The sequence below is a fragment of the Pontibacter sp. T17 genome (genome assembly GCF_057219875.1).
The window spans coordinates 1,071,469-1,097,949 of sequence record NZ_JBXVVW010000002.1 but is presented as its reverse complement, the minus strand read 5'-3'; the positions used below and the strand labels follow the sequence as shown (position 1 = coordinate 1,097,949).

Sequence of the window (26,481 nt, the reverse complement as noted above, 5' to 3'; positions counted from 1 at the left end):
GATGGCGTTACACCCTAGCCCATAGGGCTAACTTTGGCCCGGTCATTTTTTTACACTTCTGCTTTGACTCGCAAATCCATCCTCTTGTGGGCTGTGGCTGGCCTTATCATTTTGGTGCTGATCTGGCGCCGTGCCAGTGAGTCCGATACCAAGGCCCCAGCAACAGCAGCAGGCCGTCCGGGCTCCGGCTCCGTTTATGCCCAGGGCGTCGTCGTCAAGCCTGAAGCGCTTGTGGCCAAGCTCATGGCCACCGGCACCGTTCTGGCCAACGACGAAGTCAACGTCACCTCAGAGGCAGGCGGCAAGGTGGTGGGCCTCTTTTTCGCAGAAGGCGGTCGTGTGAAAAAGGGCCAACTGCTGCTTCAGGTTAACGACGCCGAATTGCAGGCTTCGCTCGCCAAGGCCGAAAACCGCAAGAAACTTATCGAGGCCCAGGAGTATCGGCAGCGCGTGCTGCTCGAGCGCCAGGCCATCAGCCAGCAGGAGTACGACGTCATCGCGTCTGACCTTCGCACCGCCCAGGCCGACATCGACCTCATCCGCGCCCAGATTGCCAAAACCCAGGTCCGTGCTCCCTTCGATGGTACCATCGGCCTGCGTCAGGTAGCCGTCGGCAGCTATCTCTCCCCCGGCACCTTCATCACCACCCTCCAGAACCTTGATCAGGTGAAGGTGGAGTTCTCCATTCCTGAAAAGTATGCCGAGCGCGTCCGAAATGGCGACCGCGTGAAGCTGCAGGTACGCTCGGCCCCCGGCCGCGAGTTCATCGCTACTGTCTTCGCTATCGAGCCCAAGATCGACCCCGAAACCCGCTCGCTCCGCATGCGCGCCCGTGCTGCCAACCCCCGCGGCGAGCTAATCCCCGGCGCCTTCGCCGACGTCGTACTGGAGTTTGGCCGCAACTCCAACGCCCTCCTCGTGCCTTCCGAGGCCATCGTCCCTACCCAGGACGGCCAGCAGATATACGTAGTGAAGGGCGGCAAGGCTGAAGCCCGCAAGGTAGAGCTTGGCACCCGCCAGGCCGAACGCATTGAAATTGAGAAGGGCCTCAGTGCTGGCGACACCGTTCTCACAACTGGTATCCTTCAGTTGCGCCCAGGCGTCGATGTCAAGGTTACGCTCCCCAACCCGCGACTTACGCCCTGACGCACCCTGCGCCACGCTTTTTCAGACAAACCCTCCGACAGACAAACCCATATGGCCGGCCTTTCCTCCACCAGTATCAACCGTCCCATTCTGACGACGGTGATGAGCGTGGCCATTATCCTGTTCGGATACATCGGCTTCAGCTTCCTGGGCGTACGTGAGTTTCCTTCCGTCGACCCCCCCATCATCACGGTTTCTGCCAGCTATCCCGGCGCCAACGCCGACGTAATGGAGAGCCAGGTGACCGAGCCCCTCGAAGAGTCCATCAACGGCATTGACGGCATCCGCACCATCTCCAGCGTCAGTGCCGAGGGCCGCTCCACCATCACCGTAGAGTTCGGTCTCAACGTCAATCTCGACAACGCCGCCAACGACGTCCGCGACCGTGTGTCCCGTATCGTCAGCCGCCTGCCGCCCGACATGGACCCCCCGCAGGTAGCCAAGGCCGACGCCAATGCCCAGGCGGTCATGATTGTCTCGGTCATCAGTCCCTCCATGACCCAGCTGGAGTTGTCCTTCCTCGCTTCCGAGGTTTTCAAGGAACGCCTGCAAACCATTCAGGGTGTCAGCTCCATTCAGATTTATGGCGAGAAGCGCTATTCCATGCGCCTCTGGCTCGACCCCGCCAAACTTGCCGCCTATCGCCTCACCCCCCTCGATGTCCAGCAGGCCATCCAGCGCGAGAACGTGGAACTCCCCAGCGGCAAAATCGAAGGCAACACCGTTGAGCTTTCCGTTCGTACACTTGGTCGCCTCACCGACCCCGATGCCTTCAACCGTCTGGTCGTCCGCCAGGTCGGCGATGAAGTGGTGCGTCTCGAAGACGTAGGCTATGCCAAGCTCGACGCCGAAAACCTCACCACCAGCTTCCGCCGCGATGGTCAGCCTGCCGTAGCTGTGGCCATTATACCCCAGCCTGGTGCCAACAATATCGAGATTTCCCGCCTTGCCTACGAGCGCCTCAAGCAGATCGAGCGCGACCTCCCCAAAGGCGTCACGTACTTCGTCACTTTCGACGCTACCAAGTATATCAACCTTGCCATCGAGGAAGTAATCGAGACCCTCTACATCGCTTTTGCGCTTGTGGTGCTCGTCATCTTCCTCTTCCTCCGCGATTGGCGCTCTACGCTCATTCCCGTTCTCGCCATTCCGGTGTCGCTCGTCGGCGCGTTCTTCATCATGTACCTGCTGGACTATTCCATCAACGTACTCACGCTGCTGGCCATCGTGCTCTCCATCGGTCTGGTGGTAGACGACGCCATCGTGGTGTTGGAGAACATCTACGCCAAAATCGAGGAAGGCATGTCGCCGATGGAGGCCGGCCGCAAGGGCACAGAGGAAATCTATGTGGCCGTTATCGCCACCACCATCGTACTGGCGGCCGTGTTCCTGCCCATCATCTTTCTGCAGGGGCTGGTAGGGCGTCTCTTCCGCGAGTTCGGCGTAGTGGTGGCTGGGGCAGTGGGCATCTCGGCTTTCGTGGCCCTAACGCTTACACCCATGCTGTCTACCCGTCTGCTCAAGCACCGGGCCGTGCAGCCTTGGTTCTACCGAAAAACAGAACCGTTCTTTGAAAGCCTCGTCTCCGGCTACCGCAGCTCGCTGGAGGCCTTCATGCGTCGTCGCTGGATGGCATGGCCCATCATGGGGATATGCGGCTTCTTGATCGTCTTCCTCTTCGGTCTCATCCCTTCCGAGCTCTCGCCTCAGGAAGACCGATCCAACTTCCGTGTCTTTGCCACCGCACCAGAGGGTACCTCCTACGACTTCATGGATCGCTACGTCGTAGACCTTACCCAGATGCTGCAGGACTCCGTGCCCGAGATCCAGACCATGATTACCGTTACCGCCCCTGGTTTCGGCTCGGCATCGGCCAAGAACACCGCCTTCGCCAACCTCATCCTCAAGGACCCCGACCAGCGTCTGCGTACCCAGCAGGCCATCGCCGCCAGGCTGCAACCCGCTCTGGCACAGATGTCCGGGGCCCGCGCCTACATTGTGCAGCCTGTAACCATCGGCAGCGGTGGCCGGGGCCTGCCCATCCAGTATGTTATTCAGGCCAACAACTTCGACAGCCTGGCGGCCATCCTGCCCCGCTTCCTCGAAGAAGCGCGCCAGAACCCCGCTTTCTCTTTCGTTGACCTTGACCTTAAGTTCAACAAGCCGGAACTTCAGGTAGATATCGACCGCGCCAAGGCCCGCTCGCTCAACGTCTCCGTTATCGACATTGCCCGCACGCTTCAGCTTTCGCTCTCCGAGGCCCGCTATGGCTTCTTCATCCGCGACGGCAAGCAGTACCAGATCATCGGCCAGCTCGAACGCCAGAACCGCAACGAGCCTCTGGACCTCAGCTCCATGTATGTCCGCAGTCAGGATGGCCGCCTCATTCAGCTCGACAACCTTGTCCGTCTGCGCGAGAAAGCCTCTCCGCCACAGCTTTACCGTTTCAACCGTTTTGTGTCGGCCACCGTCTCTGCCAACCCCGCTCCCGGCTACACCCTTGGCGACGGCATCAAGGCAATGGATGAAATCAAGGCCCGCGTCCTTCCCGACGGCTTCCAGACCGACCTCTCCGGCGCCTCCCGCGATTTCGCCGAGTCGTCCAACTCCCTCATCTTCGCCTTCCTCCTGGCCCTCATCATGATTTACCTCGTGCTGGCGGCCCAGTTCGAGTCCATCCGCGATCCCTTCGTTATCCTCTTCACCGTGCCGCTGGCGCTGGCCGGGGCGCTGTTCTTCCTCTGGTATTACCACCAGACGCTCAACATCTTCAGCCAGATTGGCGTCATCATGCTCATCGGTCTGGTTACCAAGAACGGTATCCTCATCGTGGAGTTTGCCAACCAGCGCAAGGAGGTAGGCCGCACCCGCGCTCAGGCCGCTGTAGATGCCGCTGTCAGCCGTTTCCGTCCCATTCTCATGACCAGCCTCGCCACAGCCCTGGGCTTTCTGCCCATCGCACTGGCGCTGGGGGCTGGCGCCGAAAGCCGCGTCGGCATGGGCATTGTTGTAGTGGGTGGGGTTATCTTCTCCACCATCCTCACGCTGTACGTCATCCCGGCCATCTACTCCTACCTCTCAAAGGAAACCAAACCCCACGCTTCCGGCAGCAATGGCCATGATACCCATGCAACGCCGACTGCTGTGTCCACCCCCACCGAATACCACACCGTCTGATGAAAGTGTTTGTCCTGTTCCGCCCCGTTCTTTTGGCGGCCCTGTTGTTCGGTGGGGTAGCCCAGGCCCAGAGCGAAAGCCAGGCCACTGATTCGGCCTCCCTTCAGGGGCTTACGCTGGAGCAGGCCATTGTGCTGGCGCTGCAGCAGAACTTCGAAATACGTATTGCACGCACTGCCGAGGAAATTGCCCTTAACAGCGCCGAACCCGGTGCGGTTGGCTTTTACCCGCGTGTCACCGCTGGTGGCGGCGTCAACTTCAACCTCCAGAACCGACGTCTCCAAACCCGCACCGATGCCAATGGCGAGCAGGTCCTCAACCGCGTTAACAACGTCAGCTCCTACGGCTACAACGCCAACATCACAGCCCAGTACACGGTCTTTGACGGTCTCCGTCGCCGCGCTTTCTACAACCGTCTGCAATCGGTAGCCAAGGCCAGCAGTGTGCAGGTGATGCAGTCGGTAGAGACGGTTATTGCCAACGTCACCCGGGCCTACTATGATATCGTGCAGCAGCAGGAACAGCAGAAGCTGCTCCGTACCGCCCTCAGTATCTCCGAGGAACGGTCGCGCATCGCCGTGGCCCGTAAGGAAATTGGTGCAGGCTCAGGCCTGGAGGCACTCCAGAGCACCGTTGACCTCAATGCCGATAAGTCGGCCCTGCTCCGCATCAACGGAACTCTCCAGCGTGCCCGCGTCACCCTCAACGAGCAGATGGGGATGCCGCCTGAAACCGCCTATGTTATCGCCGATTCCACCATCTCGCTTGACAGCTCCCTTGTAATCAATGAGTTGGAGGAAATGGCCCTCAACCGCAGTTCTGCTCTCAGCCTCTTGGAGGAAGCCCGTGTTCAAGCCGAGTTTCAGATTCGCGAAGCCAAGGCCGCCCGCCTCCCAACTCTTACGGCGTCACTTGGGTACAACTTCTTCCAGCAGAACTCAGGTGCGCTGGCACAGGGCTTCAACCAGAATCCGCTCTTTATCCAGACCATCGGTCCGCAAGGGGGTGTTACGTTGGCTTACACCCTCTTCGATGGGAACAACGTCAATCGGAACCTGCAGAACGCGCGGATTTCCCGCACCACTGCCGAGTATCGATACCAGCAGGGGTTGCTGGGTCTTCAGAGCGACCTGCGCCGTGCCTACGTTGACTACCAGAACAACCTGCAGATTCTGGCCCTTGAGGTGGAAAACCTTGCGGTGGCAAAGCAGAACGCCGAGGTCGCCCTCGACCGCTTCAAGATCGGCTCCAGCACCCCGCTCGAGCTCCGCGAGGCACAGCGGACCTTCGTTCAGGCACAGACCCGCCTCCTGACAGCTCAGTATGCGGCCAAGCTTGCCGAGGTCGAACTGCTCCGCCTCAGCGGTAAGCTTCAGGATCAGGACCTGCTCCGCCCCATCCGCTAGGATGGGCACTGGATCGAACGCTCACGGCTTCGTCATCCAGATAGCGCTACGTCTCCCGATGCATCGGCACTACCTGTGGGCTGTCTGAGACAGCCCTCTCGGTTGGAGGGAAGGCGGCAAGCCACTCGCCTGCACGTCATTTCGAGCGTCCGAAGAAATCTATACTCCTGTTGTCCCGCTCACTGGGGAGAGGATGCCGCTCACCGGTTCTCCTTGCGCCACACGAACTTCAGGCCGCTCCACACCTCCGTTATGGCGCACACCTTCACATCCACAATGCCCAGCGGCAGCAGCACCGTGCGCAGCAGGTTCTCGTCTATGTCAGACGGCACCACCTTGCGGGCGGCCTTCTTCGGCCACGACAGCCACAGCATGCCGTCTTTCCGCAACTGCGGAAGCACGGCCTGTACCTCCGCTTCCAGCGTAGCGGCCTCATTGACAAAGAGGTGCACAAAATCGTAGGCCGTTCCAGGCTGAGGGGTGTCGTGGGCGGTGAGGTCGGCGGGCAGTGCGCCCAGCGCCGCCCACAGGTCGGCGGGGGTATGCAGCCACAGGCAGTGCAGGCCGGACTTCAGCCCCAGTTTTTTGGCAAGCGGCGTACCGGAGTATCCAGCGGTAGCAAACATAACGGAGTGGGAACGAGGACGTAAGCTAGGCGGGTAGGGGGCTTCTGCCAAGCCAATAAACGCAAACAGGAGAAGCCGGTGGGGCCTCTCCTGTTCTGTATAGGGGTGTAAGCCAGTTACTTGGCGAAGCTCACGGCCCGCTTCTCGCGGATGACCGTCACCTTGATCTGGCCAGGGTACTGCATCTCGTTCTGGATGCGGTTCGAGATTTCGAAGGCCAGCACGTCGGCCTGCTCGTCGTTCACGCGGTCGCTGGATACGATGACGCGAAGCTCGCGGCCCGCCTGAATGGCGAACGTCTTCTCCACACCGGGGTACGACAGAGCCAGCGACTCGAGGTCCTTCAGGCGCTTGATGTACGTGTCGATGATTTCGCGACGGGCCCCGGGGCGTGCACCGCTGATGGCGTCGCAGGCTTGGATGATGGGGCTGATGAGACTCGTCATCTCGATTTCGTCGTGGTGCGCACCAATGGCGTTGCACACTTCGGGGTGTTCCTTGAACTTCTTGGCCAGCTCCATGCCCAGCAGTGCGTGGGGCAGTTCGGGATTTTCCTCGGCCACCTTGCCGATGTCGTGCAGCAGACCGGCACGGCGGGCCAGCTTGGGGTTCAGGCCCATTTCCGCGGCCATGATGGCGCTGAGGTTGGCCACTTCGCGGCTGTGTTGCAGCAGGTTCTGGCCGTAGGAGCTGCGGTATTTCATGCGGCCCACGTAACGCACCAGTTCGGGGTGCAGGCCGTGGATGCCCAAGTCTATACAGGTGCGCTCGCCCACTTCCATAATCTCGTCGTTGAGGGCTTTGGTGGTCTTGGTCACCACTTCCTCAATGCGGGCAGGGTGTATGCGGCCATCGCCAACCAGGCGATGCAGGCTCAAACGGGCAATTTCACGACGCACGGGGTCGAAGCCCGAGATGATGATGGCTTCGGGTGTGTCGTCCACGATGATTTCGCAGCCAGTAGCGGCTTCCAGTGCGCGGATGTTGCGGCCTTCTCGCCCGATGATGCGGCCCTTCACCTCGTCGTTCTCCAGGTGGAACACCGACACCGTATTTTCAATGGCGTGCTCGGCAGCCGTCCGCTGAATGCTCTGAAGCACAATGCGTTTGGCTTCACGGTTGGCCTGCGCCTTGGCCTGGTCTATCACGTCCTTCATCTGGGCGTTGGCCATGCTGCGTACTTCCTCCTTCAGGTTGTCGAGGAGGAGTTCGCGGGCTTCGGCGGCGGTCAGTTGGGCCAGTTTCTCCAGGCGCTCTACCTGCTGGTTGCGCAGGCGTTCGGCTTCATCATGGCGCATGCGCACGGCCTCCTGCTGCTGCTTGATCTGGTCCAGTTGCTGCTCCAGCTCCTGGCGTTCTTTCTTCAGTTGGTCGGCGCGCTGCTGCACTTCCTTCTCCTTCTGCTTCAGGCGGTCTTCGTTGCTGCGGAGGGTGCGGTTTCGCTCGCTGGTTTCTTCTTCGTGCTTGCTCTTGAGCTCCTGAAACTTGGCTTTGGCTTCAATGAGCTTGCTCTGCTTGAGGTTTTCGGCGGCGGCTTCGGCTTCCTTGACAATGGCTTCAGCACGGTCGCGGGCAGCGGTTTCGAGCTTGCCATATACCTGCGCGAGCAGGAAGCGGCCAATCAGCAGGCCCAGCACGAGGCCCCCGATGCCGACAAGAAGATAAATGAGGATTTCCATGGGGTGGGGTATATCGAGTGCGCCGAAGCATACCCGGACTACCGAACAGGCGGATCGCCAGTGGTCAACTGCGGTGGCCGAGGTTGGCCAGCGCCGAATCGGCGAGGGCCAGGGTAGCCTTCAGTTGTTCGCCCAGTTCGCCAAAGTCCTTCCCCTGCTGCGCGAGGGCCTGCTGTGCATCCAGCGCCAAATCGAGGCAGCACATGAGCAGCAGGTACACGTCGTCGGAGACACCGTAGGAGGCCTTGTAGGCGGCCACCTTTTCCTGCACCACGGTGGCGGCCCGTTGGAGGGTCGCTTCCTCGCCCGGCTTCACCTGCACGGACAGTGTGCGGTTGAGGAGGGTGAGGTTGAAGTCGCGGGAGGCAGGCATACCGGCGGAGGAGGGTCTATATGGGAGTTCCGCCGGGCGGGGTCGGCTATTCGCCGAGTTGGGCCAGGCAGTCGTCCACTTGGGCGATCAGGTGATCCAGATGGGATTTGAGTTCGGCAGACCGGCTGACGTCGGTTGCGCGCTCTAAGTTAGCACTTTCCAGCTGAGTGCGGAGCGTCTGAATTTCGCGCTGCTGTGCGGCGAGCTCGCGCTTCTGGGTGGTGACGGTCTGGTGCAGGAGGCGGTTTTCCTGTTGGAGGGCGCCAGCCAACTGACTGAGCACGCGAACTTTGTCGGCGAGCTGGTCGCTGACGGCGCGTACGTCTTCATAGTCGAGTGGGGGAGTATCGGCGGCCATGCCCCTTGCAGTGTGTGTGGGACAAAGGTACGCCGAAACGGGGAGGAAATCAGTTTTGCCCCTGCTTGCGATTTGACCGAACGGTAAGCAATCGGCCAGCCATGCCAATCAGCAGCAGCACCAATGCTCCCACAGCAGTTGCGGGCCAAGCGGCACCTGTATTGATACCAATAGCAAAACCAACCAAAGCAAGTGCGAGCACGGCAATCGTAAATCCCAGCCACTGCCCTCTCGTACTCCGTTGATTATCAAGCAGTAGCTCTTGCTCATAGATGCGGCGCTGCTCGCGCTCGTTCTCTATTGAAGAGCCCTGCTCCAATTCGACCCGCTTCTTCAACCATTCTACAATGCTCGGATCAATCCGGGCATATTCTTCCAATATGTTGGGAGGCGGTAAAGGGCTCGGATAGGAAAGGCTTACGGTTTGCGCAACCAAACTGCCACGTGGCTTATCAGCAGAAGCTGAATCGTCTGTATGAGTAGGAGGACTTGGGCGGCGAGAGAAATCAGGATGACCTGTGTTCATCCTCAAAGATAGCCATCTGCTGGGCCATATATCCACCTACTTTCTCGAAATACTTTCCAATCGACAAGTTGTATTGGTAAAAACCAGACTTGGCCTTAGGCATAGTGGTTTTTGGGGCTTCATGTCCTAAGCCGAATACGTCAAAGGCTGAAGCCATACCCTTGAAAAAGGGAGCAGCATCGGTACATTTTGCTTTCAGCCAGTCTAAAGTCATAACCAGAGCTATGTATCTATAATAACGTCACAATAGTAACGAAAACGACGGAATAACCGTATGGGGTGGACGCTACTGGGCGTCGTCCGCGGCGGTGTCGGGCTTTTCGGGACCGGTGTGGAGGTAGATGTCCAGCAGGCCGTCGGGTACGGTGGTGTGTACGATGCGGGCTTTGCGGTCTACGCGGGGCACGGTGGCATCGAGAATGGGGACGAGCACCTCGCGGCCAGAGGGGTGCTGGAGGCGGAGGAGGTCCTGGCCGGGCATTTCGAAGACGTCCTGCACGAGGCCTAGGTCGCCGAAACGGGCATCATGGGCGCGGAAGCCGATGATTTCGTGGTAATAGAACTGGGTGTCGGGCAGTTGGGGCAGGGCGGCGAGAGGCAGGTAGATGATGCAGCCGCGGAGGTCTTCGGCGGCGTCCATGTCGTCTACCTCGGCCAGCTTGATGAGGGCCTGGCCGCCCCCCTGTGGACGAAACTGCTCGATGTCGAGATAGACGAGCTCGTCGTCTATCAAAAGCAACAGTCCCTCAAGGCCACGATAGGCTTCGAGGGACTGTACGTTGAGTTGCGCGCGGACTTCCCCGCGTACACCGTGGGCTTTGGCAATGTACCCCAGCAGGTAACAGTCGTCCAGCGTGAGGGGCTTCTGCCTGGCCATACGGCGGAGTAATTATTCGGCAGCGGCTTCGCCTTCAGCGGGAGCTTCGGCGGCAGCGGCAGGAGCCGGAGTGTTCTTAGCAGCGATGCGGGCGCTGACAGCTTCGCGACGCTTGCGCTCGGCTTCCATGCGGGCCTTCTTCTGCTCATCCTTGGTGCGGGCGGCGGCGTTGGCCAGCTGCTCTTTCTTGCGGGTCTTTTCGGCAGACCACTTGTCGAAAGCGGCAGTGATTTCGGCTTCGTTCTTGCCCTTGCGGTGCAGGTGAAGCTTCAGCATGATGCCTTCGTGCGAGAAGATGCTGCGCACGGTTTCGGTGGGTTGTGCACCGTTTTTCAGCCATTTCATGGCTTTGCTGTGGTCTACCGTTACCTGGTGGGGTACGGTCACAGGGTTGTAAGTTCCGATCTTCTCGATGAACTTACCGTCACGCGGCGAACGCGAATCGGCAGCTACGATCTGGTAGAATGCCTGGTGCGTACGGCCGAGTCTCCGAAGACGAAGTTTAACTGGCATAGTGTTTAAAGAGCCGTTGACGGGGGACGAGTCCCGCCTTGGGCGAATTGAATTGGGACGGCAAAGATAGCATGCTTCGCGGTGATTCCAAATGCCTGTGGCGACTTAACTTGCGGCATGGCTATTGTACGCAGTGTGCGGGGTTTTACGCCCCAGATTCCGGAAGATGTTTTTCTGGCTGAAACGGCCGTAGTGGTGGGCGATGTGGTGATGGGGCCACGGTGTTCGGTGTGGTATGGGGCGGTGGTGCGGGGCGATGTACACAGCATCCGCATTGGGGCCGAGACCAACATACAGGATGGCGCTGTGCTGCACTGCACCTACCAGAAGGCCGACCTGGTGATTGGCAACCGGGTGAACATAGGCCATGCGGCCATTGTGCACGGCTGCCATGTGCAGGACAACGTGCTGATTGGCATGGGCGCCAAAGTGCTGGATCATGCCGTGATAGAGCCCTACGTGATTATTGCCGCCGGGGCGCTGGTGCTGGAAAACACCCGTTGCGAAAGCGGCTGGCTGTATGCCGGGGTGCCCGCCAAGAAGATTAAGCCGCTGACAGAGGCCCAGCGCGAACTGCTGGACCGCCTGCCCGACAACTACGTGATGTATTCGGGCTGGTTCATGGATGGGGCCGAGGAGGGCAAGTGATTACCGCACCTGCGGCAAAATCACCCATTGTCCAGCGGGTGCTTCCCCGCTTTTGGCTCAAAGGCATTAGTTTGACTTCCATGAAACGTGCCCTTGGTCTCCTGTTTGTTTTCCTGGTGGGGTCTTTGATGGCCCATGCCCAGGATGGCTGTCTGACATCTGCGGAGCGTCAGCTGATGGACCTGATCAACAACTACCGCTCCCAGAAGGGATTGGGGCCGGTGCCTTACAGCCCTCAGCTGACCAAGGTGGCGCAACTGCACGTGCGCGATCTGCAGAATAACCGTCCGGACCAGGGCGAGTGCAACATGCACTCGTGGTCGGGCAACGGCAACTGGACGCCCGTGTGTTACTATGGCGACCACCGCAACGCGGCAGGCATGTGGAACAAGCCCAAGGAGATAACGGGCTACCCTGGCTATGGTTTTGAAATATCCTACATGGCCGGCGGAGGCGCCGAGCCGCAAGGTGCGCTCCGGGCCTGGCAAGGCAGTTCGGGCCACAATGCCGTGATGGTGAACAGCGGCATCTGGGCCAACCAGCGCTTTCAGGCGATGGGCGTGGGCATCTACGGCAACTATGCCGTGGTATGGTTCAGCACGGTGCCGGACAATGCCACCTGCGGCACAAACATGACGAGCACGCCCAGCAGCACGACTGCTGCCGGAGCAACTTCGGGCCGGGCTGCGGGCAGCACAGGCAACTCAGGAAGTGCAGGCAGTACGCAGGGTACTGCTGCCGCTGGCAGCAACTACAGCAACAGCAACAACCAGCGCCTGGCCACCAGCACCAACACTCCTGTGAGCGTGAACGGCCCGGGCAGCTGCACCACCCTGCTGTTTGACATAGACAAAGGCACACTGGACAACGTGCCGCCAAATGCCAGTCAGGCGCAGTTCAAGCAGGCGTTTCCCTGCTTCACGGGCGAAACGTCGGAGGCTACGCCCAATCTGAACTGCGGCGGAGGTGTGTTTTTCCTGGACCACACGTTCTTTGCCTACACGGGCCGCGACTTCATCGAAATCCGGTCGGGGTTTGCAGGACGGCAGAAGACGCCGCTGCTGGGCAAGGCCCGCCCGGCAGTGGAGACCCAGTTGGGCAAGCCTACACGGGTGGTTGAGAACTACGCGATTTATTCGCGCAGCTATGGCAGCCTCATCATTGGGTATGAAGGCAACACTGTGGCAACGGTGGCAGTAAGTACCCGCCCGGCCAGTTCGGCAGAGCCGTGTTACTGACGCTTGGGGAAATGCTGGCGCTGGTGCAGGAAGCCTGAAAAGTCTACCAGTGTGTTGGTGTGCTCGGTCTCGGTGGGGGCTACGGGCGCTGACAATGGCAGGGTATGCGCGGCTGGCAGGGCAGGGGTTTCCTCAGGGGCAGTGGGCTGAGCCGGTTCCGCTTTGGCTGTTTTCTGTGCTGCCTTTTCTTCTTTCTGCTGCTGCTTTTGTGCGGCGGCGGTTTCGCGGTTCACCTGTGTGGCCAGGCGGGCGCAGAGCAGTGTCTGGTCGCGGTAAAGCTTGGAGACTCCGGTGAGGGTGCGCACGCGTTCGGGCGAGAGGAGGGCGCGCGGGTCGGTGGTTTCCACTTTTTCGATCTGCTGGTGGAAGAGGGTTTCGAGCCGCTGCTGAAGGACAAGCGCGCGGTCGAGAAGGTGTTGTGTGAAGGATTGCATGAGCGCAACCTCCGAGGCAGATGGGAGGTTTACAAGTGCAAAGCGAGAAAGTCTATAACTTACAACGTAGTTGCGCGATGTTTAATGTTATTTTACTACTGGCAAAAGATGCGGCAGGGAATCAAGATTTTGTCCTATTTCGGATGTTTGGCCTGAATTCTTCATTTTTTGTCTTTTTTTACTTTAACTAAAATTGCTATGACGCTCATTTCTGCATCTAGAAGAGGCTCTTTCATTGATGTAGCCTCGGACTCCAGACTCTCTTGGGGTAATAATACTGCGGACGTTGGGATAAAAATATTTCAATTTAATATCAATATTTATTCTCCAAGCGGCAGCGGGACAGAAACTTCGCAATTAAAATATAGTCACTCTGCTGGTTTAGCTTATAGCGGAAGTAGCACAATTGGTTACACAATAGCTGAATGGTTACGGACTGCGTTAGAAGATACTCAATTAGTTAATGATGTTAGTGTATTGGTATTAATTAATGAAGTTAAAGGTATTCTCGAGGAGTATGTTCCTCAATTATGGTTCCTTAGAGAAGATAGTTTGGCGGAAATTTTGTTAATTATTTTTTGTCCGGATGCAAAAAAATATAAGGCCTTTAAATTGAGTCCTCAATGGGACGGGGAAAATAAGAAGTTGATTTTTACTGCAGAAGAGGTATTGCAACAAAATGGTGAATACTTTAACATGGGAAGTGGGAAAAAAGAAGCTGATAGCCTTCTAGCCTTGTCTCGAGTCATAAAAAACCCTGCTGATTTAGTATATGAAGTAATAAAATTAAATACTTTGGCAGATGTAGGAGGGGCAATCCAATTCGGTTCAACAGATAGCGGAGAGTTTAAAATGTATGGAGTGCTAGTGCAACAGGAAGTAAATGGAAAATTAATACATGAACAGCATTATAGAGGGCGTGTAGTCAAAATGGCAGATTCGTTTAATGCTCTTCATATTCGGTTTACAATGAAAATGAAGTTGTGACATTTAGTTGATGAACATTTTGAAAGACTCTGTAATCAGTTTAATTAATAATCCATCCTACATTTACATCATGTAGTGATGCGTAGCCTGGGAATCTCTTGCGCCCCAGGAGTTCGCCCTCTATTTAATTGATCCGGGTAAGTTATCCACACATGGTGGGTAAGTAATTGATTATTAGCCGTGTGCTTATTTAGCCCTTCACCCATTCCAGCAGCTGCGCGGCCTGTGGGCTGTCGGTGGGCAGGGGGTAGACGGTGTGGGCGATGGGGCCGATGAGCTGGGCCAGGTGAAAGGGGTCGCGGTGGGTGTGGGGCTCGCAGAGGGCTGCGGGCTGTGCGCCCAGCAGGTGCAGGCGGCGGAGGAGTTCCAGCGCGGGACGAAAGGGCTTGCGCAGGGGCAGTAGAGGGGTGGCGGCGGTGTCGCCGGGGAGATAGACGCCGAGCTCGTAGCGGCAGCGGCGCAGGGCCTCCATCAGCTGCACCGGCGGCAGAAAGTGGAGCAGCACCAGCGGCGGGGGTGCGTCTTCCAGCAGGGTGAAAGGTGCGTCGAGGAGCTCTGTGAGTTCGGTCAGCGGGCTGTCGGCGTCTTCCACCGAGATAAGCAGGCGCTGGTGGGGCTTCAGCACAGGCAGGGGGCGGGCCTCCATCTGGCCGGTGCGGGCGGGCAGCTTCAGCCAGGCGGCAAAGAGGGAATCGTCGAGGGCCTGCGTCATGACTGTGCGCGGCGGGCCTGTGCGATGGCGTGCAGCTCCTGCCAGAAGTCGGTGCCGTACTTGCGCTCCAGCGCCTCGCGGAGGAACTGGTAGACGGGCAGCTTGAGGTCGCGGCCGTTGGCGCAGGCGGGGGCGCAGATGTCCCAAACGTCGTAGCGGAGCACCTCGAACTGCGGTCCCTCGTGGATGCGAATGGGGTAGAGGTGGCAGGAGATGGGCTTGCGGAAGGCGGTGAGGCCTTCTTTCCAGCCTTTTTCGATTCCGCAGAAGGCCACACCGTTTTCGTAGACGGTGTAGGCGCAGGGGCCGCCATCGCCTACGAGTGGGGTTTCGAGCGCACCGTCTTCGGCCTGCACCCAGGCGCCCTGCTGCTCGATGGCGGCCCGGCCTTCGGGGGTGAGCAGGTGCTGGACGTCGGCATAGGCCTGCTCCATGAGGTCGATTTCGCCGGGCTCGACGGGGGCACCGCCATCGCCTTCTACACAACAGGCGCCCTTACAGGCGGAAAGCTTGCAGGCGAACTGCTCGCTGAGGATGTCTTCCGACACGACGACGTTACCGACGATGATCATGAGAGGCGGGAATGGACCGGATGCACAAAGTAACGCACGAGCGGGCCGAAAGTGGATGTGGGGGCGTCAGAGAATACGGCGGCTGGTGGTCTGGGGCGTGAAGCGGAACCGGGCGTCGAGGCCGGAGAGCAGAGCCAGGCCGGGGCGCTTGCCGGGGCTGAAGGTGCCGAGGGTGTGTTCCATGCCGAGGGCGTGGGCGCCGTTGCGGGTGGCGCAGAAGAGCAGGGTTTCGGTGGATAGGGCGGGGAAGGCAGCCTGCAACTCGGCCATTTCCAGGACCATGTCGAGGCTCCAGTTGCTGGCGGCGCTGTCGGTGCCGAGGCAGACTTTGGTGCCGTGCAGCGGGAAGAGGGGCGCCTGTGGCAGTTTGCCATGGAGATAGCGGTTGCTGCGGGGGCAGAGGCAGTAGAAGAACTGCGCGCCGTTTGCTTCCAGAGCCTGTAGCTGCTGGAGGTCGGCGGCGGTGGCCTCGGTGAGGTGGACGAGCAGCAGAGGGCTGGCGGGGGGCGGCGTCAGGGCGTGGTCAAGGGGCGAGTGGGCGTCGGTGACGAGGGTGCGGCCCAGCCAGTCGTAGAAGCCAGTGAAGGGACCGGTGCGCTGGGCAAACCACTCGCGTTCGGCCTCGCTTTCGAGAAGATGGAGACTGAGGCGCTGGCCGGGAGAGGTGGGAAGACTGTCGGCGTGGCGGTAGATGTGCTGGAAAAGGGCCTCGGAGGTGGAGTAGGGGGCGTGTGGCGCCAGCGAGGCGGGGGTGGGTGCCTGCGTCAGCTGGTCGCGGCCGCGTTGCAGGGCAGCTTCGGCGCGGGCGGGGTCTACGCCCAGCAGTTCGACGAAGGTGTGCACGGCCACACGGTGGGCCAGAGCCAGCTTGGCGGGAAAGCTGTCGGGCCCATTGGCGATGTCGCCGATGGCCGCGACGCCGGACTGGGCCATCTGCTCAAGGGCGGCGTGTGCGGCGGCTTGGGCCTGCTCGGGGGTGTAGCTGGGGCGGATGCCGATCAGCTGGGTGATGAAGCCGACCATGCCTACGCCGGATGGGATGGCACCTGCGAGATGGGAGAGCTCGAGGTGGCAGTGGGCGTTGACAAAGCCGGGGGAGAGGATGCCGTCGAGGGGCTGGGCGTCGGGGGTGGGGTGGTCGTGCAGGGCCCGCACGGTGCCGTCGTCGGTGCAGTCTACCGTCCAGTGGGCACGAAGGCCCTCGGGGGTGAGGACGGCAGGAGCGGTGTAGCGGGGCATACCGCAAAGATGGGCACAAACCCGGTGGAGAACACCCGCAGAGTTGGGCAGGCTTACTTCAGCGCCTTGAGGATGTCGAGGGCCTGGGCTTGGGCGGTGCGTTTGCGCTGCTCGTACACGGCCTCAGCCTCGGCCACTTTGCGCTGGGCTTCGCGAATCTGGGGCGGCAGGGTGAGGGCGGCGGCGGTTTCCTGTGCGGTGGGGGTATAGGGTGCCGGGGGCTCTTCGGCCAGATTCTCCTGTGCCTGGACGAGGTACTTCTGGCGGATTTCTTCCCAGAGGTGCTGGCGGGCAGGCTGCGTGTGCCATACGCGCTTCAGACCCAGCGCCATTACGTGGGCTTCGCGGTAGCCAGAGAGGTGGAGCTGCATGAGGCAGGACTCGATGTCAGAGCGTTGGGCCTCGGGGTAGCGGACCAGTGCGTTGAGATAGATAGCGGAGGCCATCTGCCGAAGGTAGTCTGGGAAGGAAACGCTGTCGGCCAGCTGCATCATCTTCAGGTAGTTTTCCCGTGCGCCGCGGAGGGTGGCCGAATCCTGTGTGATGTAGGCCGATGCAAAAGACTGAAACCGAATGGCCTTCTGGTCGCGCGGGGGCATGGTCATATAATTTCCCATCGGCGGCACCAGCCTGGGATTGGGCATGAGAATGGGTGCTTTGGCACGCATGCGGGCCATTGCTTCAAAGCCGGCAGCCTGCATGCGTACCATACGTTCAGCAGGCAGTTCGCCGGAGACGGGCTGGGCGCTTTGCCACTGGCCCAGCAGGGTGGCGGGCAGGGCTATAAGAGCAAAGATGACAAGGGTGCGGGCAAGCATGGTGGATTGGGGGAAAGATTGTGCCCATTATGTTCACTCAGGGGGTATTCAATATGGAAAACAGGCGACTCTGGAGCCGCCTGTTAATTACGATCCAGCCAAATAGTGGGCTCAGAGCGCCTGAAGGATGCGCAGACCTTCGGCCTGGTTCTGGCGGTCATGAGCGGCTTTGCGGGCTTCTACCTCGGCGCTGATCTCCTGAAGCGAGCGCTGAAGGCTGGTGAGGTTTTCGCGAGCTACGACTGGCGCGGAAGAAGCAAACTTTGGCGCAGGTTGCTCGGCTACCCACAAAGCGTAGTTGCGGATTTCGTCCAGCTGGGCGGGGCGGTTCTTTTCCAGCGTCCAGACCTTTTGCAGGCCACGGGCAAAGAGATACACGTCGCGGTAGTTGCCCTGGCGCAGGGTTACAAGGGTGGACTGGATTTTCTCCTTGGGGGCGCTGGGGTCGTTGATGAGCACATTGAGGTAGCAGGCGGTGGCTACCTGCACGATGTAGGCCTGCTCCTTCAGCACTTTGGCGTCAGCAGTGAGCTGGGCCAGTTTCTGCTCGGCGTCTTTCCAGTTGGCTTTGGGCTGGGTGGCGTACATGCGGAAAGAGGTGAGGTCTTTGTAGATCCGAAACTCATCAGCAGTGAGGCTAATGCCCTTGAAGTCTCCCATAAGCTCAATCGCCGGGTGGACTGGGAGTTCTTGCTCGGAGGCTTGCAGCACTCTGGAGACCATTTCAATCTGTTGCTTCTCAGATAGCTGAGCTTGTGCGGTTGGGGCGTCTTCAGGGCTGTTGTTGCAGGCGGCCAATGCGAGCAGGCCCACGCCGGTGAGCAATACGATATAGCGTTTCATAGAATGATTCAATTCGGGTTAGGGAGGAAAGTTGCGATTAGAAAGGGGCTTCGTCACAGGTGTTGTAGTGATGAATGCCATAGCCCCCCTCCGCTGAGTAGGTGTACACCGTGACCTCCCAGCAGCCGTTCCCTGCAGGGCACCAGTATTCCTGGAGCCACGGGCCGCCTGGTACGGCTGGTGGTACCACAGGACCATTATAGCAATTGCCATTGACCTGGCCAATCAAGATAACCGGAGCTGCGAGCATGGCAGCACAGACGATGAGCTTTCGAATTCTGTTTTTCATAAAGAATGGGTTTACTGCAAGATAATTACATGGCGAATATTTGCAAGTGGAATTGCTTTTATTCTACTGATGATGAGTTTGATGCTTCTATTGTGGATTTGTGTGACTATTTGGAGCGGGGTGTTCTTGTAGGGAAATAGTCGCGTAACGGTCCTTTTTCGGCTGCCAGAACAGGGGATGGCAGCGACATTTCGTATCTTTACAGGTAACTACCTCTGTCTGCTCTGATGCTTCGCTGGTTTCTGGCTCTACAGGCCACTCTTCTGCTGTTGGTGCCGTCTGACCTGCATGGGCAGGAACTGAGTAACAAAGGCCGTGACTTCTGGTTTACCATGCCCACCAACGGGCTGGGGGCGCCTACCATTCTACAGGTATACATCAGTGCCGACCGCGCCTGTACAGCCACGGTGAGCGTGCCAGGGCAGAACCGCAGTCAGACCGTGACATTGGCGGCCAACCAGACGCAGGCGGTCAGCCTGTTTGGCCCACTGACTTCAACCGAGGCCTATCTGTTTGTACAAAACACCCAGAGCGACGTAATCGCCAACAAGGGGGTGCGGGTTACGGCTACCGACTCGGTAACGGTATTCGCCATCAACTATACGCAGAACAGCTCTGACGCGATGGTGGTGTATCCGGTGCCATCGCTGGGATCAGAGTACTATGCCATTACGCGCGATGCGATGAACCAGGTGGTGAGCGATGCCTATCTGCTGGTAGTGGCCACAGAAGACAACACCCAGCTGGAGATAGTGCCTACGGCGCTGGTGCGCGACCTCAATGGCAGCCTGTCCATTCCGCGCGGCACCGTGATACGCAAGACCCTGAACCGCGGCCAAACCTACCAGATACTGAGCAACGGCGACCTCACCGGCACACGTGTGCGCGCGGTGAATGCCACGGGCTGCAAGCCGTTTGCGGCTTTTTCGGGCAACAACGCCATCAATGTGTGCACGCCGCCCGGGAGCCCCATTGGCTGTGGGACCGTTAACCTGCTGCTGGAGCAGCTGCAACCGCTACAGACGTGGGGCCAGCGCTTTGTAAGTGTGCCGGGCACAGGCCGCCGCGATGAGGTAGTGACGGTGCTGCCGCTGAATCCCAACACGCAGATCAAGGTAAATGGGGTGGTAGCGGCTACGCAGCCAGCCCTGCAGAAGTATGACATCATTGTGACAGGGCCTACGGTGATTGAGACCAGCGGGCCGGCCTCGCTGATGCAGTACAGTACCAGTCAGGGCTCGGATGGCAACGGCATTGGCGACCCCTTCGCCATTGTGGTGAGCCCTTTTGAGCAGAAGATCAACCGGGCACTGTTCAATGCCTTCAACATCGGGGCATTTGGCCGGCCGATGATTTACTACCTGACCATCATTGCCCGGACGTTGGCGAGAGCCACGGTGAAACTGGATGGCACTACAGTGCCTGCGGCTGCGTTTGCCACAGTGCCAGCCGCACCGGAGCTGTCGTATGCACGGGTGGAAATAACAGCGGGCAATCACCTGGTAACAAGCGATTCGGGTTTTGTGGCCTATGTATATGCCTACGGCGACAACACGGGCAACGTGGGCAACTTCGACGCCTATGGCTACAGCAGCGGCACCAACCTGGGGTCCATCACCACGCGGATAGAAGTAACGCCCTTTGGGCAGCAGTGTGCAGGCACTCCGCTGACTTTCACGGGCAGCAGTGCACTGGATGTAGTGAGCTGGCGGTGGGACCTCGGCGACGGCACCACTGCGACGGGCCCTACGGTGCCGAACAAACGCTACCCGCGCAAGGGTACCTATCGTGTGCGGGTGTGGGCCCAGATTGCGGGCAGCTGCGTGGAAGACACGGCCAGTGTGCTGGTACAGGCGGGTGGGTTGGGCCTGTCGCTGGAGCGCGACACGAGCATCTGCGCGGGCAAGTTTCTGACGCTGACAAGCCAGCAGCCCGCCGACTGGATACGTGTGCGGCCCAACGGTCTGGTTGTGAATCTGGCGACCAACACCCGGACGCCAGGCTCTTTTACAGCCGAAGTGGGCACCAATCTGTTTGTGGCCTCCACGGCCAACTGCCGCGACACCGTTCGAGTGATTGGCACCCAGCTGCCACCGCTGATTACCAGCCCTGCCAATCCAGCACGGGTGTGCGTGGGCGACTCGGCTGTGTTCCGCGGACGCGAGGTCGGCTACTGGTATCTGGTGCGGGGCGGGGTGCGCACACGCATAGCGCAGCTGGTGAACGAGGTAAAAATCGGCTTTCCGTTGCTGGGCACCGACATTGTGCGACTGGTGAACTGCGGCGACTCGTCGCAGGTGCAGGTGCAGGTATTGGCCAAGCCCAACATCTCGGCCACCGGACTGACGAACGACACCCTGACGCTGTGCCGTGGCAGTGTGCCCACGCTGACGGGCACGCGGGCAGGCAATTGGATATTGCAGTCGGGGGCGGGCTATAACACCTCCACCACCATCGGCACCAACGTTGCGGTGCTGAACAGTTACACCTTCAACATAGCGGGCACCTACCGCCTGTTGCTGCGCAGTGGTTGTGATGACACCATTTACGTACGCGTGAACCCCACGCCTGTGCTGACCACCAACACCGACGGCAGCCACGACCCTGTGTGTAACGCCACCATCCAGTTCCGGATATCGGGGGCGCTAGCACCCTACAGCTGGACCTGGACTGCCAGTGGTGGCGGTGTGGCCCCTGCGGCAGGCATGGGCACTGTATTCAAGCAGACCCAGCTGCCTGGCGGCACCTATCGCGTGACCGTGACCGATGCCCGCGGCTGCGCCACGGTGCAGCAGTTTGTGGTAACCGACACTCTGCGGCTGACACCCACCATACGCCCTGCTACCTGCGGGCAGCGCAATGGCGCAGTGACACTGGCGGTGACGGGTGGGCGCAGCCCCTACACCTATACCTGGGCTGGCGGGGCAGGCACCGGCAACCGTGCTCTGGCAGTTGGGGGTGGCCGCTATCAGGTGACGGTGCGCGATGCTGCGGGCTGCCAGCGGGTGTACACTGTTGACGTACCCGACCTGCCCGAGCCTACTCTGACGCTGGTGACGGTGCCCGAACAGCCGATTGTGCTGCTGCAACCGAATGTGGAGGTGCAGTTCCGGGTGGTGTCGGACCGGGCGGCGCTGTACGAATGGAGCTTCGGCGATGGCCGCGTAGCTACTACCGATAAAGACACCATCAGCAACCGCTACCCAGCGCTGGGCACCTATCCGGTGCGGGTGGTGGTGCAGGATACCTCTGGCTGTGCGGCCGAATTCCGTACGGACGTGCGGGTGGTGGACACACCTGAGATGATCATCCCGAACGTGTTTACCCCGAACGGCGACGGTATCAACGACGAGTTCTACATCAAGACGGAAGCCACGCGGACGTTCCGGCTGACGGTGTTTGACCGCAACGGGCGGCTGGTGTTCTCGGCCACAAGCCCGCGCGAACGCTGGGACGGCACCGTGCGTGGCACCCCGGTGGCCGACGGCGTGGCATACTTCTACGAGGTGGAAGCGGTGTATCTGAACGGACTTGTGATAAAGCGCACGGGAACCGTAACGGTGACGCGCTAACTTGCAGGCTATGTCGGCAGTGCTTACGCCCACCGTCCTGTACGAGGACAACCACCTGATCGTGATCAACAAACCTGCGGGCATGCTGTCGCAGGGCGACACCACGGGCGACGAAAGCGCCTTTGAGTGGACGAAGGAATACATCCGCAGCAAGTATGCCAAGCCCGGCGCCGTGTACCTGGCGCTGCTGCACCGCACCGACCGGCCCGTAGGCGGCGTGTTGCTGCTGGCCAAAACGAGCAAGGCGGCGGCACGCATGACCGAGCAGTTCAAGACGCGGGAGATACACAAGACGTATCTGGCGGTGGTGGAACGGGTGCCCGATGCCGACAGCGGCACGCTGCGCCACTTTCTGGCCAAGCTGCCGGGCAAAAACATCGTTCGGGCCTACGACAAACCCGCCTATGGCGCGCAGGAGGCCATACTGGACTGGCAGCTGCTACAGGCGGCAGGCAGCAGGGCCCTGCTGGCCGTGAACCCCATTACCGGCCGGCAGCACCAGATACGTGTGCAGCTGGCGCGCATGGGCTGTACCATCGCCGGCGACGTGAAGTACGGCAAGACCAAGTTTCTGCCCGATGGCAACATTGCCCTGTTTGCCTGGCGGGTAGACCTGATTCACCCGGTGACGAAAGCCCCGCTGCGGGTGGAAGCGCCCATGCCCACGGGCGAGCCCTGGAACGCCTTTGACCCCAGCCGACTGGCTGCACAATCTGCCACCCAATCTGCTGACCCACATGCCTGACACCCTGTTGGTGCTGGGGAGCAATGGCCTGGTGGGGCAGAAGGTGATGGGCCAGCTGGCAGGACGCACGGCGGTGCAGGCGGTGGGCGTAGGACGCACGCACAACCGCAACCCGGCGGCGTTGCACCAGCCCTATGAGCGGGTAGACCTGACCGACGAAAGCGCCGTAGCGGCCCTTTTTGAGCGGCACCGCCCCACGGTGGTGGTGAACAGTGCCGGCATGACCGCCCCCGATACCTGCGAGCAGAACCCCAGCGGCAGCTATCTGGCCAACGTGCACGTGGTGAAGCTGCTGCTGAAGCAGTGTGCCGCCCACGGCAGCCACCTGGTGCAGCTGAGCACCGACCATGTGTTTGACGGCCACGATGGCCCGTACAGCGAGGCTGCCACGCCCAACCCCCTGAACCTGTATGGGCTGCACAAGCTGGAGGCCGAAGAGCTGGTGCGGGCCTCGGGTGTGCCGCATGCGATACTGCGGACGGTGCTGCTGTACGGCACCTCCAACGACCCCAGTCGGGGCAACTTTGTGCGCATGGTGCGCGATCGCCTTCGCAACGGTGAGCGCCTGCGCGTAGTGCACGACCAGTACCGCACCCCCACGCTGGCCGAAGACTTTGCCGAGGCCGTGGTGCGGGCTGCCATGATGCGGGCCACTGGCCTGTGGCACCTGGCAGGCACCGAGCTGATGAGTGTGCACGAACTGGCCGTGCGGGTGGCGCGTTTTTTCTCGCTGAACCCCAGCGGCATAGAGGCCGTGAGCACCGACATGCTGAACGAGCCGGCACCGCGGCCGCGGAAATCGGGTTTCATCATCCTGAAGGCGCAGACCGAACTGGGTTTCCGGCCCCGCAAACTGGAAGAGGGGCTGGCCGTGCTGGCCCGCCAGCTGGGCGACTGACGCCTCGGTTTTGTTCTAACTTTCGGACTTCACCCACACTCCCACTCCACCGCGATGCAGTACTTCGACAAGGCGTTTCTGGACTTCTTCAAGCAGCTGGCCCGCAACAACAACGCCGACTGGTTCAAGCCGCGCAAAGCCGAATATGAGGCCGTGGTGAAGAAGCCGTTCGAGCGGTTTGTAGCCAATCTGCTGCCCGCCGTTGCGGCCATAGACCCAACGTACAGCCCGCTGGCCCCGAAAGACTGCATCCACCGGATCTACCGCGACGTGCGGTTCTCCAACGACAAGACGCCCTACAAGACGCACGCGTCGGCGTGGCTGGGCATGGGCGGCAAGAAGTCGCACCTGCCGGGCTTCTACGTGCACCTGTCACCAGAGGAAACCTTCTTTGCAGCAGGCAGTTATGATCCCGACAGCCCCACGCTCTACCGCATCCGGCAGGAGATTGTGTACAACGCCAAGGCGTGGGAGAAAGCCACCACGGGCAAGGAGTTTCAGCAGCTGTGGGGCAGTGTGCAGGGCGCGCAGCTGAAAACCGCCCCGCGCGACTTCAAGGAAGAAGCCGAGGCCCAGCCCATTCTCAAGCACAAGCAGTTTTACGTGGCCGCCCGCATAGACGCCAAGTACATCCTGAGCGATGGGCTGATGGACGCCGTGCTGGCACACTTCAAGGCGGCCGTACCGCTGAACACGTTTCTGGCAAACGCCATCCGGGAAGACTGACCTCAGCGAGGGGCAGTGAGGAAGGAGAGGTCGCGGGGAGCGCGGGGGGCAAAGAGCCAGTCCTGCGGCCAGCGGAAGAACAGGCGCACGAGCATCTGTACCAGCATGGGGGCTTCGCGGAACTGCAGCCCACGGGCGCGCGTGGCCACGAAGAGCGACAGCCCAAAGCTGACCGCAAAGTTCATAAGCCCGATGAGGAAGATGCCCAGCAGGCAGATGCCCACCACTGCCAGCGGCACGTCGAAGCCCAGACTGGCGACGGCCAGGCCGAAGTTGCCACTGGAGAAGGTGATGTGCCGGATGTCGAGCGGCAGGCCGAGGATGACGCCGATGGTGCCCATGGAACCGAGATAGAAGCCCAGCAGGATGTTGCCCATCATGGCGCCGAGGTTGTTGCCCACGTAATTGGCAAAGCGGATGAGCCGCCGGGCAGGGAACAGGCGACGCAGCCCCCTGTGGCGTTTGAGACGCAGGGGCAGCTGTAGGTAGGCCACTTTGTTGTCGAAATAGCCGGAGATGAGGCCCGCGCCGAAGAGGCCGAGGCCTGCCACGCCTGCATAGAACACCGACAGGCTGTGCCAGGGGTGGATTTCCTCGAGCAGGTGGTGGGCCTTTTCGCCGTCGATGAAGGGCTGGCCGGTGAAATGAAGCCAGGCCCAGCCGAATAGCAGCGGCAGCGGCAGGCAGAGCAGCAGGTTGCCCACGAAGGAGATGAACTGGCTGCGGCTGGTGCAGATGATGAGGTCGGCGAGGCGAGCCAGGCGCTCGCGGCGGGCCTGTCCGGGTGGGCCACCGTTGCCGGCGTCGAGGCTGGCGGCGATGTGCGAGGCCGTCATGGCGGGCTGCTTGGTGGCGATGGAGAAGTGCGAGAGGTGCACGCCCACAAACACAGCGGCGTAGTTGAGGGAATAGAGCAGCGCTGAGGGGCCCAGCGGGCCATGCAGCCAGTAGATGAGGATTTTGACGGGCACGGCCAGTGCCACGTAGAGTCCGCCGCCGAGTGCCGCCACGAAGGCGCGCCAGTATTCGCGGGCGGTGCGGGTGATGTAGTGCTCACCAGTGCGGCCTGCATGTTCTACCACCTGATGGGCCAGCTGGCGGGTACTCTGGGTAAATAGGGCGCGTATGCTCTCGGCTTCATCGAGGCCCTGCACGAGGTCGAGAAAGAGGATGAGGAGGAGTGCGTTCTGGCGGTCGGGTGCGGGCTCGTGCAGGATGGCGAGGAGCTCGCGGAGGCGTCGCACATGCTGGCGCAGGCGCTGTTGCAGGGTGATGAGACGGACACTGGTGCCGAATACGGTGCGGGTTTCGGCAATGAGGTCTATGCCTTCCTCGCACTGGCGCAGGAGCACGAGCACCTGGCGGTAGTCTTCGGTGGGGCCGTCGGGGGTGGGGTTTCCGGCCAGGCCGTCGAGGAGCTGGAGGATTTCGCGGTTCTGGTGGAGGTAGGGGGAGTTCTCGTGGGTGAGCTGGGGGTGTCGGCGAACGAGTTCGGGTTCGAGGCCGATGGCGGCAATGCGGTAGGAAAGTACATTGACAGCCTCCAACACCTGTGTACGAAGGGTAAGCGCGTCGGGGCGGGCCAGTTCTTCGCGGGGCAGCACAAGGGCGAAGAGTTCGAGCCACTGCTCGGTGGGCACCTGCTGCATCCACTTGAAGTCGAGCCGGCCCCGGAAAGCTTCGCGGAGGACAGTTTCGAGGGTAGGGCGGCGTGTGGTGTCGGGCAGGACCTTCTCGGTGAGGCGGCGGAGGAGTTCGGGCACAAACTCGCGGCTGGAGAGAATACCGGCATCGGTGAGCAGGGGCGTGGCCTCGTAGCGGTGCAGCACAGCAGCGAGGTATTGGCGTACAAGGCCCAGCAGCTCGGGGTGGGTGCGCAGGCGGGCCAGCATTCGGCCGAACTCGGCCGGGGCCGACTCGGGCAGCAGGAAGCTGTCGCGGAATTCCTGTACCGTGTGCACAAACAGCCGTGCCGACCCCGTACGGATGCCCTGGCGCAGGGCATGCAATAGTTGTAGCATGAAGCGTTAGGTTGGGTAGTTCAATTTCGGCAGAAGCAGCCCTAACTTGCAGCCCTGC

26 protein-coding genes are annotated in these 26,481 nt (G+C 60.5%); 10 read left to right on the top strand and 16 right to left on the bottom strand.

Going from position 1 to position 26,481, the window contains the following annotated elements:
• Positions 1-63: 63 nt before the first annotated feature.
• From AC2D8O_RS12840 to AC2D8O_RS12830, 3 genes are read left to right on the top strand one after another with little or no spacing between them, the layout of a single operon-like run.
• On the top strand, positions 64-1,146 hold the full coding sequence (locus tag AC2D8O_RS12840) for an efflux RND transporter periplasmic adaptor subunit (protein WP_484679234.1): 1,083 nt from the start codon (positions 64-66) through the stop codon (positions 1,144-1,146).
• Between the two features lie 51 nt (positions 1,147-1,197).
• Positions 1,198-4,323, top strand: coding sequence for an efflux RND transporter permease subunit (locus AC2D8O_RS12835; protein ID WP_484679233.1), 3,126 nt, complete (start codon positions 1,198-1,200; stop codon positions 4,321-4,323).
• The gene (locus AC2D8O_RS12830) at positions 4,323-5,729 is read left to right on the top strand and encodes a TolC family protein (RefSeq protein WP_484679232.1); all 1,407 of its coding nucleotides are present in this window, start codon (positions 4,323-4,325) and stop codon (positions 5,727-5,729) included. The genes AC2D8O_RS12835 and AC2D8O_RS12830 overlap by 1 nt, the downstream gene beginning before the upstream one ends.
• A 200-nt stretch (positions 5,730-5,929) precedes the next feature.
• Here the strand turns inward: AC2D8O_RS12830 and AC2D8O_RS12825 are convergent, their stop codons facing one another.
• From AC2D8O_RS12825 to rpsP, 8 genes are all read right to left on the bottom strand, one after another.
• The gene (locus tag AC2D8O_RS12825) at positions 5,930-6,355 is read right to left on the bottom strand and encodes a DUF3052 domain-containing protein (RefSeq protein WP_484679231.1); all 426 of its coding nucleotides are present in this window, start codon (positions 6,353-6,355) and stop codon (positions 5,930-5,932) included.
• A 116-nt stretch (positions 6,356-6,471) separates the two neighbouring features.
• Entirely contained in the window at positions 6,472-8,034 is a 1,563-nt protein-coding gene (gene rny, locus AC2D8O_RS12820) for a ribonuclease Y (RefSeq protein ID WP_484679230.1), read from the bottom strand.
• Positions 8,035-8,098: 64 nt separating this feature from the next.
• The gene (locus AC2D8O_RS12815) at positions 8,099-8,407 is read right to left on the bottom strand and encodes a cell division protein ZapA (RefSeq protein WP_484679229.1); all 309 of its coding nucleotides are present in this window, start codon (positions 8,405-8,407) and stop codon (positions 8,099-8,101) included.
• A 46-nt stretch (positions 8,408-8,453) separates the two neighbouring features.
• Positions 8,454-8,765 carry a hypothetical protein gene (locus AC2D8O_RS12810; protein WP_484679228.1) on the bottom strand — a complete coding sequence of 104 codons (312 nt, stop codon included), beginning with the start codon at positions 8,763-8,765 and terminating at the stop codon, positions 8,454-8,456.
• A 49-nt stretch (positions 8,766-8,814) separates the two neighbouring features.
• Positions 8,815-9,291, bottom strand: a complete 477-nt coding sequence (locus AC2D8O_RS12805) for a hypothetical protein (protein ID WP_484679227.1) — start codon at positions 9,289-9,291, stop codon at positions 8,815-8,817.
• The gene (locus tag AC2D8O_RS12800) at positions 9,272-9,505 is read right to left on the bottom strand and encodes a hypothetical protein (protein WP_484679226.1); all 234 of its coding nucleotides are present in this window, start codon (positions 9,503-9,505) and stop codon (positions 9,272-9,274) included. Before AC2D8O_RS12800 ends, AC2D8O_RS12805 begins: the two co-directional genes overlap by 20 nt.
• A gap of 72 nt (positions 9,506-9,577) precedes the next feature.
• Positions 9,578-10,168 carry a ribosome maturation factor RimM gene (rimM, locus tag AC2D8O_RS12795; RefSeq protein ID WP_484679225.1) on the bottom strand — a complete coding sequence of 197 codons (591 nt, stop codon included), beginning with the start codon at positions 10,166-10,168 and terminating at the stop codon, positions 9,578-9,580.
• Between the two features lie 12 nt (positions 10,169-10,180).
• Entirely contained in the window at positions 10,181-10,681 is a 501-nt protein-coding gene (gene rpsP / locus AC2D8O_RS12790; protein ID WP_484679224.1) for a 30S ribosomal protein S16, read from the bottom strand.
• Between the two features lie 117 nt (positions 10,682-10,798).
• Between rpsP and AC2D8O_RS12785 the strand changes: the two genes are divergently transcribed.
• Positions 10,799-11,329 carry a gamma carbonic anhydrase family protein gene (locus AC2D8O_RS12785; RefSeq protein WP_484679223.1) on the top strand — a complete coding sequence of 177 codons (531 nt, stop codon included), beginning with the start codon at positions 10,799-10,801 and terminating at the stop codon, positions 11,327-11,329.
• An 80-nt stretch (positions 11,330-11,409) separates the two neighbouring features.
• The gene (locus tag AC2D8O_RS12780) at positions 11,410-12,567 is read left to right on the top strand and encodes a CAP domain-containing protein (RefSeq protein WP_484679222.1); all 1,158 of its coding nucleotides are present in this window, start codon (positions 11,410-11,412) and stop codon (positions 12,565-12,567) included.
• Here the strand turns inward: AC2D8O_RS12780 and AC2D8O_RS12775 are convergent.
• Positions 12,561-13,001 (bottom strand): hypothetical protein, encoded by a 441-nt coding sequence (locus tag AC2D8O_RS12775; protein WP_484679221.1) that lies wholly within the window; start codon positions 12,999-13,001, stop codon positions 12,561-12,563. The two genes, AC2D8O_RS12780 and AC2D8O_RS12775, sit on opposite strands and share 7 nt — an antisense overlap.
• Positions 13,002-13,199: 198 nt before the next feature.
• Between AC2D8O_RS12775 and AC2D8O_RS12770 the strand changes: the two genes are divergently transcribed.
• Positions 13,200-13,988, top strand: a complete 789-nt coding sequence (locus AC2D8O_RS12770; RefSeq protein ID WP_484679220.1) for a hypothetical protein — start codon at positions 13,200-13,202, stop codon at positions 13,986-13,988.
• 190 nt (positions 13,989-14,178) lie between these two features.
• Here AC2D8O_RS12770 and AC2D8O_RS12765 read toward each other — a convergent pair whose 3' ends face one another.
• The 6 genes from AC2D8O_RS12765 to AC2D8O_RS12740 all read right to left on the bottom strand — a co-directional run bounded on the left by AC2D8O_RS12765 (position 14,179) and on the right by AC2D8O_RS12740 (position 18,461).
• Positions 14,179-14,700 (bottom strand): hypothetical protein, encoded by a 522-nt coding sequence (locus AC2D8O_RS12765; protein WP_484679219.1) that lies wholly within the window; start codon positions 14,698-14,700, stop codon positions 14,179-14,181.
• Positions 14,697-15,272, bottom strand: a complete 576-nt coding sequence (locus AC2D8O_RS12760; protein WP_484679218.1) for a DUF3109 family protein — start codon at positions 15,270-15,272, stop codon at positions 14,697-14,699. The genes AC2D8O_RS12765 and AC2D8O_RS12760 overlap by 4 nt, the downstream gene beginning before the upstream one ends.
• Before the next feature lie 66 nt (positions 15,273-15,338).
• Entirely contained in the window at positions 15,339-16,511 is a 1,173-nt protein-coding gene (locus AC2D8O_RS12755; RefSeq protein WP_484679217.1) for an amidohydrolase family protein, read from the bottom strand.
• A 53-nt stretch (positions 16,512-16,564) separates the two neighbouring features.
• A complete protein-coding gene (locus AC2D8O_RS12750; RefSeq protein WP_484679216.1) occupies positions 16,565-17,329 on the bottom strand; it encodes a hypothetical protein in 765 nt (254 codons plus the stop codon).
• Positions 17,330-17,440: 111 nt separating this feature from the next.
• A complete protein-coding gene (locus AC2D8O_RS12745; RefSeq protein ID WP_484679215.1) occupies positions 17,441-18,172 on the bottom strand; it encodes a hypothetical protein in 732 nt (243 codons plus the stop codon).
• 37 nt (positions 18,173-18,209) lie between these two features.
• Positions 18,210-18,461, bottom strand: coding sequence for a hypothetical protein (locus AC2D8O_RS12740; RefSeq protein ID WP_484679214.1), 252 nt, complete (start codon positions 18,459-18,461; stop codon positions 18,210-18,212).
• Between the two features lie 227 nt (positions 18,462-18,688).
• On the opposite strand from AC2D8O_RS12740, the gene AC2D8O_RS12735 reads away from it, so the two are divergent.
• From AC2D8O_RS12735 to AC2D8O_RS12720, 4 genes are read left to right on the top strand one after another with little or no spacing between them, the layout of a single operon-like run.
• Positions 18,689-22,033, top strand: a complete 3,345-nt coding sequence (locus tag AC2D8O_RS12735; protein ID WP_484679213.1) for a PKD domain-containing protein — start codon at positions 18,689-18,691, stop codon at positions 22,031-22,033.
• 10 nt (positions 22,034-22,043) lie between these two features.
• Positions 22,044-22,778, top strand: a complete 735-nt coding sequence (locus tag AC2D8O_RS12730; RefSeq protein ID WP_484679212.1) for an RluA family pseudouridine synthase — start codon at positions 22,044-22,046, stop codon at positions 22,776-22,778.
• The gene (locus AC2D8O_RS12725; RefSeq protein WP_484679211.1) at positions 22,771-23,676 is read left to right on the top strand and encodes an SDR family oxidoreductase; all 906 of its coding nucleotides are present in this window, start codon (positions 22,771-22,773) and stop codon (positions 23,674-23,676) included. The genes AC2D8O_RS12730 and AC2D8O_RS12725 overlap by 8 nt, the downstream gene beginning before the upstream one ends.
• Before the next feature lie 54 nt (positions 23,677-23,730).
• On the top strand, positions 23,731-24,402 hold the full coding sequence (locus AC2D8O_RS12720; RefSeq protein WP_484679210.1) for a DUF2461 domain-containing protein: 672 nt from the start codon (positions 23,731-23,733) through the stop codon (positions 24,400-24,402).
• A gap of 2 nt (positions 24,403-24,404) precedes the next feature.
• Here AC2D8O_RS12720 and AC2D8O_RS12715 read toward each other — a convergent pair whose 3' ends face one another.
• The gene (locus AC2D8O_RS12715; RefSeq protein ID WP_484679209.1) at positions 24,405-26,423 is read right to left on the bottom strand and encodes a hypothetical protein; all 2,019 of its coding nucleotides are present in this window, start codon (positions 26,421-26,423) and stop codon (positions 24,405-24,407) included.
• Positions 26,424-26,481: the final 58 nt, after the last annotated feature.

Coding starts and splice junctions, on each gene's coding strand:
- rpsP (WP_484679224.1), bottom strand. CDS start 10,681: ATGCCAGTTAAACTTCGTCTTCGGAGACTCGGCCGTACGCACCAGGCA.
- AC2D8O_RS12740 (WP_484679214.1), bottom strand. CDS start 18,461: ATGAAAAACAGAATTCGAAAGCTCATCGTCTGTGCTGCCATGCTCGCA.
- AC2D8O_RS12810 (WP_484679228.1), bottom strand. CDS start 8,765: ATGGCCGCCGATACTCCCCCACTCGACTATGAAGACGTACGCGCCGTC.
- AC2D8O_RS12815 (WP_484679229.1), bottom strand. CDS start 8,407: ATGCCTGCCTCCCGCGACTTCAACCTCACCCTCCTCAACCGCACACTG.
- AC2D8O_RS12825 (WP_484679231.1), bottom strand. CDS start 6,355: ATGTTTGCTACCGCTGGATACTCCGGTACGCCGCTTGCCAAAAAACTG.
- AC2D8O_RS12830 (WP_484679232.1), top strand. CDS start 4,323: ATGAAAGTGTTTGTCCTGTTCCGCCCCGTTCTTTTGGCGGCCCTGTTG.
- AC2D8O_RS12785 (WP_484679223.1), top strand. CDS start 10,799: ATGGCTATTGTACGCAGTGTGCGGGGTTTTACGCCCCAGATTCCGGAA.
- AC2D8O_RS12730 (WP_484679212.1), top strand. CDS start 22,044: ATGTCGGCAGTGCTTACGCCCACCGTCCTGTACGAGGACAACCACCTG.
- AC2D8O_RS12750 (WP_484679216.1), bottom strand. CDS start 17,329: ATGCTTGCCCGCACCCTTGTCATCTTTGCTCTTATAGCCCTGCCCGCC.
- AC2D8O_RS12780 (WP_484679222.1), top strand. CDS start 11,410: ATGAAACGTGCCCTTGGTCTCCTGTTTGTTTTCCTGGTGGGGTCTTTG.
- AC2D8O_RS12745 (WP_484679215.1), bottom strand. CDS start 18,172: ATGAAACGCTATATCGTATTGCTCACCGGCGTGGGCCTGCTCGCATTG.
- AC2D8O_RS12770 (WP_484679220.1), top strand. CDS start 13,200: ATGACGCTCATTTCTGCATCTAGAAGAGGCTCTTTCATTGATGTAGCC.
- AC2D8O_RS12800 (WP_484679226.1), bottom strand. CDS start 9,505: ATGACTTTAGACTGGCTGAAAGCAAAATGTACCGATGCTGCTCCCTTT.
- AC2D8O_RS12760 (WP_484679218.1), bottom strand. CDS start 15,272: ATGATCATCGTCGGTAACGTCGTCGTGTCGGAAGACATCCTCAGCGAG.
- AC2D8O_RS12725 (WP_484679211.1), top strand. CDS start 22,771: ATGCCTGACACCCTGTTGGTGCTGGGGAGCAATGGCCTGGTGGGGCAG.
- AC2D8O_RS12835 (WP_484679233.1), top strand. CDS start 1,198: ATGGCCGGCCTTTCCTCCACCAGTATCAACCGTCCCATTCTGACGACG.
- AC2D8O_RS12775 (WP_484679221.1), bottom strand. CDS start 13,001: ATGCAATCCTTCACACAACACCTTCTCGACCGCGCGCTTGTCCTTCAG.
- AC2D8O_RS12720 (WP_484679210.1), top strand. CDS start 23,731: ATGCAGTACTTCGACAAGGCGTTTCTGGACTTCTTCAAGCAGCTGGCC.
- AC2D8O_RS12735 (WP_484679213.1), top strand. CDS start 18,689: ATGCTTCGCTGGTTTCTGGCTCTACAGGCCACTCTTCTGCTGTTGGTG.
- AC2D8O_RS12805 (WP_484679227.1), bottom strand. CDS start 9,291: ATGAACACAGGTCATCCTGATTTCTCTCGCCGCCCAAGTCCTCCTACT.
- AC2D8O_RS12715 (WP_484679209.1), bottom strand. CDS start 26,423: ATGCTACAACTATTGCATGCCCTGCGCCAGGGCATCCGTACGGGGTCG.
- rny (WP_484679230.1), bottom strand. CDS start 8,034: ATGGAAATCCTCATTTATCTTCTTGTCGGCATCGGGGGCCTCGTGCTG.
- rimM (WP_484679225.1), bottom strand. CDS start 10,168: ATGGCCAGGCAGAAGCCCCTCACGCTGGACGACTGTTACCTGCTGGGG.
- AC2D8O_RS12755 (WP_484679217.1), bottom strand. CDS start 16,511: ATGCCCCGCTACACCGCTCCTGCCGTCCTCACCCCCGAGGGCCTTCGT.
- AC2D8O_RS12765 (WP_484679219.1), bottom strand. CDS start 14,700: ATGACGCAGGCCCTCGACGATTCCCTCTTTGCCGCCTGGCTGAAGCTG.